This is a genomic window from Actinomycetota bacterium (assembly GCA_035536535.1).
GTDB lineage: Bacteria > Actinomycetota > JAICYB01 > JAICYB01 > JAICYB01 > DATLNZ01.
On the sequence record DATLNZ010000089.1, the window covers coordinates 1 to 12537 of the forward strand.

At 68.4% G+C, this 12537-nt stretch carries 11 protein-coding genes and 1 pseudogene; 6 read left to right on the forward strand and 6 right to left on the reverse strand.

Going from position 1 to position 12537, the window contains the following annotated elements; all coding sequences use genetic code 11:
* Positions 1 to 234, reverse strand: a 234-nt coding sequence (locus VNE62_06260) for a histone H1-like repetitive region-containing protein (GenBank protein ID HVE91885.1), incomplete at its 3' end; no start/stop codon positions are given.
* Between the two features lie 224 nt (positions 235 to 458).
* Positions 459 to 719: pseudogene (locus VNE62_06265) on the reverse strand (WhiB family transcriptional regulator).
* A gap of 83 nt (positions 720 to 802) precedes the next feature.
* On the opposite strand from VNE62_06265, the gene VNE62_06270 reads away from it, so the two are divergent.
* Complete coding sequence (locus VNE62_06270) at positions 803 to 1222, forward strand: hypothetical protein (protein ID HVE91886.1); 420 nt, start codon at positions 803 to 805, stop codon at positions 1220 to 1222.
* Between the two features lie 32 nt (positions 1223 to 1254).
* Here VNE62_06270 and VNE62_06275 read toward each other — a convergent pair whose 3' ends face one another.
* Positions 1255 to 1488 carry an Lrp/AsnC ligand binding domain-containing protein gene (locus VNE62_06275; protein HVE91887.1) on the reverse strand — a complete coding sequence of 78 codons (234 nt, stop codon included), beginning with the start codon at positions 1486 to 1488 and terminating at the stop codon, positions 1255 to 1257.
* A gap of 84 nt (positions 1489 to 1572) precedes the next feature.
* On the reverse strand, positions 1573 to 2625 hold the full coding sequence (locus tag VNE62_06280; GenBank protein HVE91888.1) for a ribonucleotide-diphosphate reductase subunit beta: 1053 nt from the start codon (positions 2623 to 2625) through the stop codon (positions 1573 to 1575).
* A gap of 88 nt (positions 2626 to 2713) precedes the next feature.
* On the opposite strand from VNE62_06280, the gene VNE62_06285 reads away from it, so the two are divergent.
* From VNE62_06285 to selA, 3 genes are read left to right on the forward strand one after another with little or no spacing between them, the layout of a single operon-like run.
* Complete coding sequence (locus VNE62_06285) at positions 2714 to 4468, forward strand: ABC transporter ATP-binding protein (protein HVE91889.1); 1755 nt, start codon at positions 2714 to 2716, stop codon at positions 4466 to 4468.
* Between the two features lie 22 nt (positions 4469 to 4490).
* Positions 4491 to 6281 (forward strand): ABC transporter ATP-binding protein, encoded by a 1791-nt coding sequence (locus tag VNE62_06290; protein HVE91890.1) that lies wholly within the window; start codon positions 4491 to 4493, stop codon positions 6279 to 6281.
* Positions 6282 to 6286: 5 nt separating this feature from the next.
* On the forward strand, positions 6287 to 7642 hold the full coding sequence (gene selA, locus VNE62_06295; GenBank protein HVE91891.1) for an L-seryl-tRNA(Sec) selenium transferase: 1356 nt from the start codon (positions 6287 to 6289) through the stop codon (positions 7640 to 7642).
* On the opposite strand, the gene VNE62_06300 is transcribed toward selA, so the two are convergent.
* Positions 7643 to 9781, reverse strand: a complete 2139-nt coding sequence (locus tag VNE62_06300; GenBank protein ID HVE91892.1) for a S41 family peptidase — start codon at positions 9779 to 9781, stop codon at positions 7643 to 7645.
* A gap of 102 nt (positions 9782 to 9883) precedes the next feature.
* Here VNE62_06300 and VNE62_06305 point away from each other — a divergent pair, with 102 nt between their 5' ends.
* Both VNE62_06305 and VNE62_06310 read left to right on the forward strand, forming a co-directional pair.
* A complete protein-coding gene (locus VNE62_06305; GenBank protein ID HVE91893.1) occupies positions 9884 to 11428 on the forward strand; it encodes a sigma-70 family RNA polymerase sigma factor in 1545 nt (514 codons plus the stop codon).
* Between the two features lie 82 nt (positions 11429 to 11510).
* Positions 11511 to 12218, forward strand: coding sequence for a hypothetical protein (locus VNE62_06310; protein ID HVE91894.1), 708 nt, complete (start codon positions 11511 to 11513; stop codon positions 12216 to 12218).
* Positions 12219 to 12298: 80 nt separating this feature from the next.
* Here VNE62_06310 and VNE62_06315 read toward each other — a convergent pair.
* A partial coding sequence (locus tag VNE62_06315; GenBank protein HVE91895.1) for a hypothetical protein occupies positions 12299 to 12537 on the reverse strand: 239 nt, incomplete at its 5' end.

A 12537-nucleotide genomic window follows, 5' to 3' on the forward strand; every position in this document is an offset into this window, starting at 1 on the left:
CCTGGCTGACGTCCGCTTGGCGGCAGCCTTCTTGGTCGTCGACTTCTTGGCCGCTGCCTTCTTTGCCGTCGACTTCTTGGCCGTCGACTTCTTTGCCGTCGACTTCCGTGCGGTCGACTTCTTGGCCGTCGACTTCTTCGCCGTCGACTTCTTCGCGGTCGACTTCTTGGCCGTGGGCCTCTTCGCAGTGGACTTCTTGGCCGCCGGCCTCTTCGCTGCCTTCTTCATCGGCATCCGGTCACCTCCTTTCGTCGATCGGATGACCTCTTTGAATTCGCGTCATCGAGTCGTTCATACGATAGCCACCAACTCTTCGAGTGGGAAGACACTTAACGCGCGAAGTTTGAAGGGCGTCTTCAGGAAGCGCGCGCGTGACGACGTCCTATGCGGACTGTCGCCACTCTTCCGAGGACGTCGCGGATGTCCTCGCCGTCGCAGACCGACGCGAACAGTTGCGTCGACTGGCGACGCAGCCTCGTCCTCTCTCGTTCGGTGAGGCCACCCCAGATGCCGTAGCGCTCGCCGTTGGCGAGTGCGTACTCGAGACACTCGATACGGACGGAGCACTCAACGCAGACTCGCTTTGCCGAGTCGCCGGGACTGCCGCGCTCGGGGAAGAACAGATCAGGATCGGCCTGCAGGCACTGGGCCTTCTCCTGCCAGTCGTAGCGGATGCGCCACACGAGCGACCCCCTGCTATCGAAAACCAAGGACGTAATTACAGTCGTGTCATTGTAGGGAGGCGTTTCTATCGGCGCAAGGGGGGGGCAGTGCGAACTGCTAGCTCAGGTAGCGACGCCAGATGAGACCCGAGCTGGCGATCATCAGCCCCGACCCGACGAGGCCGCCCAGAGCAACGCCTCGGCTGGCCGGTTGCGATTCCGGCGCGGGAGTCGTGCGTGGCATCGGCGTCACGATGTCCTCCGGCGTAGGCGAAGGAGTGATCGAGGGCGTGGGAATAAAGCTCTCGCGCACGCTCGGGCGCGGCCGCATCGAAGGCTTGACCGTCGGTGAGGGCGCCGGCTCCGGCGTAATCGTCTGCTCCGGAGGAGGCGTCAAACGCATCGTCGGCGTGGGGACGGGCGTGCACGTGTCGATGATCGAACAGGGGGGCGTCGTCGGAGCTGGGGTAGGCGGCGCCGTGGTGGGCTGGGCCCCCACCGGGCCCCCGACAAGCAACAGGAAGCCGGTGCAGACCAGGGTCGCGCGAATCAGCAGATAGGTTTTCGCCGGGGGCCGGACCAGGGTCGCCAACTAAACCTCAACGACCAGATGCGTCTCCGTCGAGCGGACGCCCGGCATGTTGTGGATCGCACCGAGGACCACGTCCGCGAGCTGATGGTCGTCGGACAGCTCGCAGAACGCGAAGATGTCCGGCTGCCCCCAGCAGGCGTGCGCCTGGCGCACTCCTTCCATGGCCCGGATGCGCTTGAGAACGTCTTTGGCCTGACCCGCGTCTACCGAAACCAAGATGTACGCTGCCGCCATCGCCGACTCACCTCCGTGAGCCAAAGTCTAGATGCAGCCGCGTTCCGGCGAGCCGTCCCGCACCCGGCGCAGGTGCCGCCCCCGTTATGCGACCGCGTTGCGCTCCTGCAACCGCGCGGGATGGGGCTCGCCGAACCGGCTTTCGTACTCATCGAGGTTGGCCTCGATGCGGTCCAGCCACTGGCGCTCGAGTCCGGCTATCGGCTCGTCCCCGATCCCGGCCCCCCGCAGCCTCTTACGAAGCTGCCCGACGCTGAACGTCCATCCGTCGCGGATCTTGAAGCCCTGCAGCATCGCCTCGGGCACGGGCGGGATCCGTCGGAACGGGCGCGTGACGACGTCGCACGTGGCGTCCAGGTACCTCGATGCGGTGGAGACGATCCGGTCGGTCAATCCCTCGGCGACCGCGACCGACAACGCGTACACGCCGTAGTTGACGTGTCTGGACTCGTCGCGGGTCACGGCGGTGAAGCCGGCGCGGAACCCTGGCAGGACGTCGAACTGCCGCGCGACCTGAAGGATGCGGCGCTGGCCCGCGAGCGCGAGCATCCCCTCAATCAGCATGTGGTACAGCACGATCGAGTCGACCCATTTGCCGTAATCGCGCGGATCGAGACGGACCGCGTCCGTGACGTCGACCAGGTCCCTGTAGAACAGGCGGGCGAACCCCTTCTCCTTGTTGGACGTGTAGCCGATCTCATCGGTGACCCGCCGCGACTCCTCGAGTCCCTCTTCCTGCAGGACCTCCTTGAAGAAGCGGTCGAAGAAGATCGTGTGCCTCGCCTCGTCCACCAGTTGCGTCGCCAGGAACTGTCTGTCGGCGTCGGTGGGTGCCGCGTGGACCATCGGCGACAGCGTGTCCGTAACGGCCGCCTCCCCGAGGTAGAACCCGCGGAAGCCCAGAACCAGCTGCTCCTTGAACTCGTAGGGGAACATCGCCCAGTCCGACGCATCCTTGGAGAAGTCGAGGTCGAACACCGACCAGTTCTGCTTCTCCCATCGCCGGTAAAGCGTCATCGGGTCCGGACGTTCGCGCAGCTGGACGTCCATCAGCGTGTAGACGTCGTCGATGTCCATCCGGGACATCTCGTTGAGCCCGGCCTCCTCGACCGTCCTGGCAACGTCAGCGTCGGACATCGCTTGGTCCTTTCGAGAGTCGGCGGGGACCGACTGTAACGCACGCGCCCACACGGCCACCCCCCTGGGGGCCGGGTAGGCTTGCCTGATGCCGAACCTGCTGCGCCTGATGCGCCATGCCCGGCCACACCGGCGCAAGCTCTGGGCAGGTGTGGCGGTCGGGGTCTCTGGCATGGCGCTCAGCGCCGTGACCCCGCTTCTCACGAAAGACGTGATCGACAAGGGCATCCGGAGCGGAAACGGACGCCGGCTCGTGATGCTGATCGGTGCGGTGGTGCTCGTCGGGGCGACCCGCGCGGTCTTCAACGGGTTGCGGCGGCGGCTGTCCGGAGAAAACGCAGTGCTGGTCGAAGGGGATCTCAGAGACGCGCTCTACGAGCACGTCCAAGCCCTGGACATCGGCTACCACGAACGAGTGTCGACGGGACAGCTGATGTCCCGGGCCTCCAGCGACCTGCAGGCGATCCGTTTCTTCTACATGGTCATTCCGTTTTCGGTCGGGCTGATCCTGCAGTTCTTCGTGGTAATGACCGTGATGTTCGCGCTGGAGCCGCGGCTGGCCGCGGTGGCCGCCGCGCCCCTGCCTCTGATGATCTGGCCGACGGTGCGCTACCTCAAGCAGTTCGACCTAGTGGTCGGCCGTCTTCAGCAGGCGCTCGGGGACTTCGCCAGCCTCGTGGAGGAGACCGTGACCGGCATCCGCGTCGTAAAGGCGTTCGGACGGGAGGCCGAGCAGGTCCAGCGCGCCGAGCACGGAGCCGCCCGGGTGTTCGCCGAGGCGATGGCGACAATCCGGCTGCGCGCGTTCGTCGGTCCGCTGTTCACGCTCCTGCCACAGATCTCGATGGTGCTCGTCCTGTGGGTCGGGGGACGACAGGTCATTGCCGGCACCACGACCCTGGGCACCCTGGTCGCATTCACCGCCTACCTCACGATCCTCGCCTGGCCGATCCGTGCCCTCGGCTGGATCCTGTCGTCGGCGCGGCGCGCCGCCACCGCCAGCGGCCGCGTGTTCGAGGTCCTGGAGACGCGTCCGGGAGTGTCGGACCGGCCGGAAGCCGTGAAGCTCCCACGGGGGCCGGGGAGGGTGACCTATGAAGACGTCCACTACTCCTACCCCGGGGGCGGACCGGTGCTGGCCGGGGTCGACCTCAACATCGAGCCGGGCACGTCCCTGGCGCTGGTGGGGCCGACGGGCTGCGGGAAGTCCACTCTCATCCGGCTGCTCCTGAGGTTCATCGAGCCTGTCTCGGGACGCATAGGCATCGACGGCACGGACGTCTCCACCGCGACCCTTCACTCCCTGCGCTCGCGCATCGGGATCGTGTTCGAGGATCCGTTCCTTTTCTCCGACAGCATCAAGGCCAACATCGCCTTCGGACGTCCCGACGCCCGCGACGACGAGGTCGTCCGGGCCGCCGTCACCGCGCAGGCCCACGAGTTCATCGAGGAGCTGTCCGACGGCTACGACTCGGTGGTGGGCGAGCACGGCTACACGCTGTCCGGGGGCCAGCGACAGCGCGTAGCCATTGCCCGCGCGATCCTGATGGACCCGCAGGTGCTGATCCTGGACGACGCCACGTCCAGCCTCGACGCACGGGTGGAAGAGGCGATCAGAGCCGGATTGCGGCAGGCGATGTCCGGACGCACAACGCTGATCGTGGCCAGGAGGGCGTCCACCGCATCGCTTGCCGACCGGGTCGCGTTCATGATCGACGGCCGGATCGCGGCCATTGCATCCCACGACGAGCTGTGGGCGACCAACGAGCAGTACCGGGAGGCGCTGGTGTCCGGCACCTCCGTGGACGAGATCCGCGGGAAGTCGATCGGGGCGGCGTCCTGAGCCGGCCGTCGGGGAGCACTCCATGAGGGGCGCGGGCTGGATGCGGGCCGACGCCCCGCCGGATGACGGGCCGAGGCACTTCGGGCGCCGGGAGCTGCGGGTGCTGGCCCCGCACCTTCGCCCGTACGCCTGGCGGATGCTCTGGGCGCTGGTCCTGCTGCTCGTGGCACAGGGGGCGGCTCTGGCCTTTCCGACCCTGCTGAAGTTCGGCATCGACCGCGGGATACAAGGCGGCGACATCGGCGACCTCAACATCGCCGCCGGCGGGATGGTGACGGCCGCGGCGGTCGGGTGGTGGGCGCTGCGGCAGGCCACGCTGGTCGCCGGCGACGTCGGCGAGAAAGCGCTGCGCGACCTCAGGGCGCGGGTGTTCGAGCACTTGTCCTCGCTGGACCTGAGCTTCTTCGAGCGCGAGAAGGCCGGGCGTCTGGTGGCCCGCCTGACCGCCGACGTCGAGACGATTGAGCTGCTGGTCACAGAGACGCTGGTGCAGTCGCTGGGCAACGCGATGTACCTGATCGGCTCCCTCGTGGTGCTGGTGGCCTTGGACTGGAAGCTGGCCGCCGCCAGCCTGCTTATCGTCGTGCCCGGCACGACCGTTGCCGTGATCGGGTTCCGCATCCGGTCCGAACGGGCGTACTCGCAGGTGCGGGAGCGCATCGCCGCGGTCCTGTCCTACATGCAGGAGACGGTCCGGGGGGTCCAGGTCGTGCAGGCCTTCCGCCGCGAGCGGGTCAACGCCGAGCGGTTCCGCGACGTCAACTCCGAGTGGATCCAGGCCAACGTCCACTCCTTCCGCGTCAGCTCCGTGTTCTTCCCGTTGATGGAGCTGATCAGCCTCGCCGGGATGGCCATCGTCCTCGGGTACGGGGGGTGGCGGGTTCTGCAGAACGACCTGGCGGTCGGCGTGTTCGCCGCGTTCATCATTTATCTGTCCTCCACGCTCGAGCCGATCCAGGTCCTGTCGCAGATGTACGACACGTTCCAGTCGGCGATGGCGGGGCTGGCCAAGCTGGCGGGCCTGCTCGAGGTCCGTCCGACCATCACCTCGGCCCCCGGCGCATCCGAACTGAGCCGAGTGGACGGCCAGGTGTCGCTGGACGACGTCACTTTCAGCTACCGCGAAGGACTTCCACCAGCCCTGTCGGACGTGCACCTCGAGCTGCACGCCGGACAGACTCTGGCTTTAGTTGGCCCGACGGGGGCGGGCAAGTCCACCGTGGCAAAGCTGCTTCTGCGCTTCTACGACCCAACGTCCGGACGCGTCGTCATGGACGGCCGCGACCTGCGTGAGGTGTCACTGGAGTCGTTGCGCAAGCACACTGCGTTCGTGCCGCAGGAAGGGTTTCTGTTCGGAGGGACCATCCGCGAGAACATCCGCTTCGGACGTCCGGGCGCGCCGGACGACGAGGTCCAGGCGGTGTGCCGCGCCCTCGGGATCCACGAGACCATCAGCGCGCTGCCGGAGGGATACGAGACGCAGGTGCGCGAGAGAGGCGCGGCCCTGTCGCTCGGACAGCGCCAGCTCGTCGCGCTGGCGCGAGCCCTGCTTGCCGACCCCAGGCTGCTCGTCCTGGACGAGGCGACGTCGTCGCTGGACGCCGCGACCGAGGCGCATGTCGAGGGGGCGTTGCGCATAGCCGCCGCCGGACGCACGACCGTGGTCATCGCGCACAGGCTGGCCACCGCGGCGCGGGCGCAGCAGATCGCCGTGGTGGAAGGCGGGCGGATCGTGGAGAGCGGCAGTCACGACGATCTGCTGGCACGCGGCGGGTTGTACTCCACTCTCTACTCCCACTGGCTCGGAGGGTGACGCCGATGGCGGACAAGCGCGACCCGCGCCGTTCGCTCCCCCAGGTGGAGAAGACGGTGCGGCAGCTCGGCGACTTCGGAGGCGTTCCGCGCCCGATGGTCGTGGAGGCGGCGCGGGGGGTGACCGACTCGCTCCGGCGCAGGGCGAAGTCCGGAGGCGGGGTTCCTGATGAGGCCGAGGTGCTCGACGCGGTCCGGATGCGCGTGGAGCAGCTGCGGGAGTCGCTCCTACGTCCCGTGGTCAACGCCACGGGCGTCATCCTGCACACCAACCTCGGTCGCGCTCCCATGTCCGCGGACGCCGCACGCGCCGCGGCTGAGGTCGCCGCCCGCTACTGCACGCTGGAGTACGAAGTGCCCACAGGACGCCGGGGCGACAGGCACTCGCACGTCGAGCCGATGCTCGCCACCCTCATGGGGGCCGAGGCGGCGCTGGTGGTGAACAACTGCGCGGCCGCGGTCCTTCTCGTGTGCTCCGCGCTGGCGGCGGGACGGGAGGTGGTGATCTCCCGCGGGGAGCTGATCGAGATCGGGGGCGGCTTCCGGATCCCCGAGGTGCTGGCGCAGTCGGGGGCGGTGCTGCGGGAGGTCGGCACGACCAACCGAACCAGAACCGGCGACTACGCCAAAGCCGCCGGCGAACGCACGGCGATGATCCTGTCGGTGCACCCGTCCAACTACAAGGTGGTCGGCTTCACTGAGTCACCGCCGCTTGCGGATCTGGCCACCGTGGCTCGCAAGGCCCGCGTCCCATTGGTGTACGACGCCGGGTCCGGCCTGGTCTCCGGCGAGCTCGCTTCGGAGCCGGTCGTGCCGGAGGTGCTCAAGTCGGGCGCGGACCTCGTCTGCTTTTCCGGCGACAAGCTTCTGGGCGGCCCCCAGGCCGGGATCGTCTGCGGACGCCGGAAGCTGGTGGCGCAACTGCGCAAGCACCCTCTGCTGCGCGCTCTGCGGGCGGACAAGATGCAGATCGCGGCGCTGGCCGCGACCGTCGCGCACTATCTGCGCGGGGAGACCGATGAAGTCCCGGTCCGCCGGATGCTGTCCCGGGACTACGACTCGCTGCTGAAGCGATCGCGCCGGCTGGCTGCGCGCGTGGTGAAGTCCGGACTGGGGGCCGAGGTCGTCGAGGGCGAGTCCGTGGCGGGCGGCGGCTCACTTCCCGGCCATGGGATCGCCTCACCCGTCGTCAGGGTCTCCCTGTCGGGAACCCCGGCCGCGACGCTGGCCTCGCACCTCCGGGCCGGGGAGCCGCCGGTGATTGCGCGGGTCGAGGGGGGCTCACTCGTGCTCGACCTGCGGACGGTGCTGGACGACGAGGACGATGTGGTTGCGCGGGCGGTCGCTTCGCTGGCGCAGTGACTAGGACTGTTCGAGCTCGCGGAGCAGAAACTGCACCCCCGCCTGCAGGACCTCGTCACGGCCGTCCCTGATTCCCTCCACCGTGGGATAGACCTCGAGATCGGGCAGGATGCCGACCCGCTGGAGCTGGCGGCCGTCCCCGTGCCTGACGTCGTGGCCGGTCATCCCGAAACTGACACCCCCGGGCAGGAGGACAGAGGTGACGTCCCCATTGGCGCCCGTTGTCGGGCTGCCGACGAACTTGGCCCCCGCGGCCGCCTCCAGGAAAAGACAGGTGTGCTCAGCGTGGCTGATCGCGCGCTCGTCGATCAGCGCCACGACCCGGCCCCTGTACTCGGGACCGTCCGGATCGGGTGCGGACATCTGGTCGAAGCTCAATTCGACGGCATAGGTCTCGCTCGGCCCCCGAAGCTCGGGGCGCCTGAACTTCGCGGCGACCACCGGCTCCCTCGCCAGCCTCGACTCCAGCGGCCACAGGGCGCCTCGCGGATACCCGCGCACGTCGAACACGACCCCGGGGGTCCCGGCGATCGCAGCGAGGGCTTCGTCCACCTGGTGCGGCTCGAGGCGGAGAAGGTCCACGTAGGCGACGCCCTCCGAAAGCACGCGCCACACCGGTGAATCGTCCTGCGGGTCGAAGTAGTCGAGCGAGCGCGGGATCGATACGTCGAGCGTCTCGGCCCCCCGGCGCACCCTCAGTCGGCACGGAGTGTCCTCCGGTCCCCTCAGCAGCGTGCGGTCCGTCGACATCGTCAGACCCTGGGGGGTGGACGCCGACATGATCTGGACAAGGTGGTCCCGCCGTGCGCCGACGTCCTCTCCGTCCACCGACAGGACCACGTCACCAGGCTCAAGGCCCGTCCCCTCGGCGGCCTTCAGGACGACGGCCTCACCCCGGAGGGTGCGCACCGTGACCGGTGGCTCTGCTCTGCCCCTGTGCTCGTTGAGCGCACTGCTCCCGACCCACGCGGAGTGGGTGTCCTGCATGAAGCGGGTGGCGGCACAGACGGCAAGCCCGTAATCGAGGTCGCTGGAAGCCTCGACGAACTTCGGGATCAGCTCGGGCAGGACGTCGTCCCAGTCGCGGTCCATGAGGTGGCGGTAGGGAAAGAAGTAGCGCACGACGTTCCAAAGACGGAACAGGCCGAGCAATCGCTGCCCAACGGAGGGCGACCCTTCCGAAGCGGCTGGTTGCCGCCGTTCACCCACCGTGACCACCGGAGCGACATCGGCCGCGCCCGTAGCCTTCGGGTTCAGCACGGCCGAGACGGCGGACCGGATCGCGGGAGTCTCCAGGTAGGGCTGGCCGTCATCGGAACCGGCCACGACGGCGGGCTCAACCGGGCGCCCGAAAGAGTCGACAAGCTCCCCGACCCTCACGTAAGCAGTGACGCCGCCCGCGAGTTGCACCGTTTGCTGTGGCGCCAGGGTTTTGGGCCCCGCCGCGACCACCGTTGCGAGCCCCGCCGCCTGAAGTCCCGCCGGCACGTCCATCGAGTAGACAGACTCGTCCACGACGAACGCCTGGGGCCTCGGCGAGAACCTGTCCTCAGGCGGTGGAAGAACCACCGCGTCCTGGACCAAAACTCCTGAGTGGTACCCGCCCGAGGCCGTGCCCGGACCCCGATAGCCGGAGTGCATCCGCACGCGGCTTGAGGCGGTCCGGACGGCAGACTCCAGATACCTCGCCACGTGCGCCGGGAGGACTCGGTTGAACCAGAAGTCGGACTGGCGGAGGTCCCACACGATGCCCTCGGCCCCATGCGCCTCCTTCTGCAACCGCTTGAGCGCATTGGCGGGACCGTCCCTGCCGGTCTTTGCGAAGTCGCGAGCGGCGATCACGGCGACGCGCCGGTCCTCCGTCCAGTGGACGACCGGCTCATCCGCCGGCTCCCGATGGGACTCGCGACCACCGCTCGGAGGGCGGGTGGTCGTCCATTCATCCCCGACGTGCGACAGCATCCTCTCGACCGCTTCCTGGAACTCCTCGTCGCTCGAGGCATCGAGGACGGCGGGCGCAGCTTCAACCGCGGCGGCGTCCCAGTCGATGTCCCTGCAGGCGATCCAGGGGTGGAGGAACTCGACGATCCCCCACAGCCTGCACAGGGAAGCCAACCGATCGATCGTGACCTGTTCCATTCAGTCTCTCCGGACGCGGCCCTGCCGGGCAGTGGATTCTGTAACGGACGACCCCATACGGTGTCATGACCTCGAGGACGTTCGCGACACGGAAGGGTTTCGGTGACGCCGGAAAGAGTGGAGGAGGTCTACCGGCAGTACCGTCCTGCCCTGGAGGCTGCGGCGGCGCGCGTCCTTCGCGACTCAGAGGAGGCGCGGGACGTGGTCGCCGAAACCTTCGTGGCCCTTCTGCAGCACGACCTCCGTGACGAGGGCGCCGCGGTCGGCTGGCTGTTCAAAACCGTCCGAAACCGATCCCTAAATCGTCTGAGGGACCGCCGGAGGGCACTGCGTACCGCCGCCTCGTCCCTGGAACAGCAGGACCCGGCCCCCGAGTCGGTGGAGCACCCCGTCTCAGAAGCGGTCCGCGCAGCGGCGGCGGCTCTGACGCCCCGTCAGGCGCAGGCCCTGCACCTGCGGTTCCAGCAGGGGCTTGCCTACGACGAGATCGCCGAGCGGATGCAAATCTCGGCCGGCAACGCACGGGTGATCGTCCACCGAGCGGCGCGGGCAATGCGGCGGGAAGCAGTGCGGCTGCTGGCCGAGCACCACGGGGCCGCCGCTTCATGCCGCCGGTCGCTGATCAGGAGCGCTGCCTCCGGGGAAGTCGGCCAGCACCCTGGATGTGCCGCCTGCGCAGCCGTGGCGGCCGAGGTCGAGGCGTTGTCGGCGCGCGGCGTCGTGCCGCTGCTTCCACCGGCCGTTCCCGCAAGCACGCTCCGTGCGCGTGCTCAGGAGCTGTGGGAGTCGGGCACACAAGGCGTCCGGTCGGCGCGCGAGACGCTGCGCGCCCAGCCGATCCTGGCCGCAAGGACGGCGGAGATCCTGGCTCTGGCCCTGGTAACAGGGGTTGCCGCACCCGCACCACCCCCGGTCGGCGCCCTTCCGGTGGGGGCCGGCGCTGGTGCTGTCGCCGTGGCTGCCGACGCCTCCCCGCCAGATGCAAAGCCGCCGGCGCTCCCACAGGTCGTTACGTCGCGAACTGCCGAAGCCGCGAGAGGGCCGGTGTCGGGCCTGGTCCAGCTGGGAGAGGGCACCCGTGCCTCTGACGCGACGGGGGACCAGGGATTCCGGACGCTGCTCGCTCCGCTCGGCAAGGTGCTTTCTGTCCCCGACCCGCTGGAGACCGCCCGCCGCGAGCTGGACATCCGCGGACTGTCGATCTCAGCCATGGGCGACCGCGCCGGGAGGCTGGTGTCGCTGGTGTTCTCGCTGGACCTCGAAGCTCCCCCCCAGCCCGGCTCGTACTACATGTTCGCCTGGAACTATCGCGACACCAGCTGCAATGGCGCGGTGACCGCATCGCTGAACGACGAATCCGGGATTAAATCGACTGCATCGTCCAGCTGCACCGACCACACCGACATCGTCAGGACCCACTCGGAGCCTTTAACCGAAGCACAGGCAAGGGTGCGGGGAACGACTCTGGAGATGGAGCTGACCCTCGCGTCCGCTCAGGGCGCGCTGGCCCGTGAACTGCGTCCGGGAGCGCTGCTCACGGCGCTGTACGCCACCTCGAGCGGCGGAGCCACAACGGGCTTCCAGGCCGACAGAGCCCCCGACGACCGGCTGCTCGAGTACCAGGTCCCGCCGGATTCCTCGCGGTAGAGCCTCCGATCGCGTAACAGCGGCCCTCCGCCGGTGTCCTGCATGCAGGAAGCAACACCGGACGAACGCAAGGAGGGCGAAAGTGAAAAGACTGATGGCCGCCATCGCGGTGGCCGTGTTGGTGCCTTCGGCAGCCTCGGCGGGCACAAAGGCAGACCCGGAGGTGACCGACCCAAGAGGTGACGCCTACTACGTCAGCGCGGGCGGGACCAACGCCGATTGGGCGGACATCACGGCGGTGTGGTTTGACACCCTCAACGACGACTCCGGGATCCCCACCCACCTGAGGGTTCACCTGGCCACAGTCGGCGACACGTCGGCTCCCGACCACGACGCGATGCTGCACGTCTCATGGGCACTCCAGGCGGGCCAGTCGAGTTCCTGTTGGAGCCGGTTGCTGATCGTCCTGACAGACGACGCCCCGATGGAGCTGAAGCCGTCGACCACCCTCACCTACACGTGCGACGACGACGAGAACTACTTCGAGCTCCCGGTCCTCGGCGTTCAGTTGCCGGCGCGCGAGCAATACCGGCGCCAGCTGACGGCCTCGGGCTCAGGGGCTGAGACCATCGTGACGATCCCGCTGGCGGCGTTCGACCAGGGTCGGACCAAGGGTCTGTACCGTCCGGGCGCGGTCCTCAACTACCCGAACGCCAGCTCCAACGTCCTCGCGACTGCGTTGCACGGGATGGTGGGCCTGCCCGGCGACCACACCGGCGGTTTCTGCTTCAAGGGCCCGGTCGCCATCGGGTGCCAGAGCATGATGCGCCCCTACACCATCGGCAGCTAGGTCTGGATCCGTGCGGGGTCCGGTGGGTATTGCCACCGCCGGGCCCGCGCACGGGGCCGCTGCCCCGAGGTCTTGCCCCCCTAGGCCCCCGCCGTGGCTCCCAGTGACCCGTCCACCAGTTTGGGCAGTGCCTTCTCGAGCTCCGACTGTCCCATGGCCCCCGACCACCGGGCCTTGACGAGTCCATCCGCGCCCACGAACACAATCCACGGCTCCCCCGGGAGCTTCCACTCCTGGACGGCGGGGGCGTGGTTCGGCGGCGCGCCGTTGTAGACCTCGACGTGGACGAAATGGACTCCCGCAAACGACGACTTCGCCG

Bases quoted from the DNA above. Each gene is read 5' to 3' on its own strand.
- VNE62_06300 (HVE91892.1), bottom strand. From the start codon at position 9,781: ATGGAACAGGTCACGATCGATCGGTTGGCTTCCCTGTGCAGGCTGTGG.
- VNE62_06285 (HVE91889.1), top strand. From the start codon at position 2,714: ATGCCGAACCTGCTGCGCCTGATGCGCCATGCCCGGCCACACCGGCGC.
- VNE62_06280 (HVE91888.1), bottom strand. From the start codon at position 2,625: ATGTCCGACGCTGACGTTGCCAGGACGGTCGAGGAGGCCGGGCTCAAC.
- VNE62_06270 (HVE91886.1), top strand. From the start codon at position 803: ATGAGACCCGAGCTGGCGATCATCAGCCCCGACCCGACGAGGCCGCCC.
- VNE62_06290 (HVE91890.1), top strand. From the start codon at position 4,491: ATGAGGGGCGCGGGCTGGATGCGGGCCGACGCCCCGCCGGATGACGGG.
- VNE62_06275 (HVE91887.1), bottom strand. From the start codon at position 1,488: ATGGCGGCAGCGTACATCTTGGTTTCGGTAGACGCGGGTCAGGCCAAA.
- selA (HVE91891.1), top strand. From the start codon at position 6,287: ATGGCGGACAAGCGCGACCCGCGCCGTTCGCTCCCCCAGGTGGAGAAG.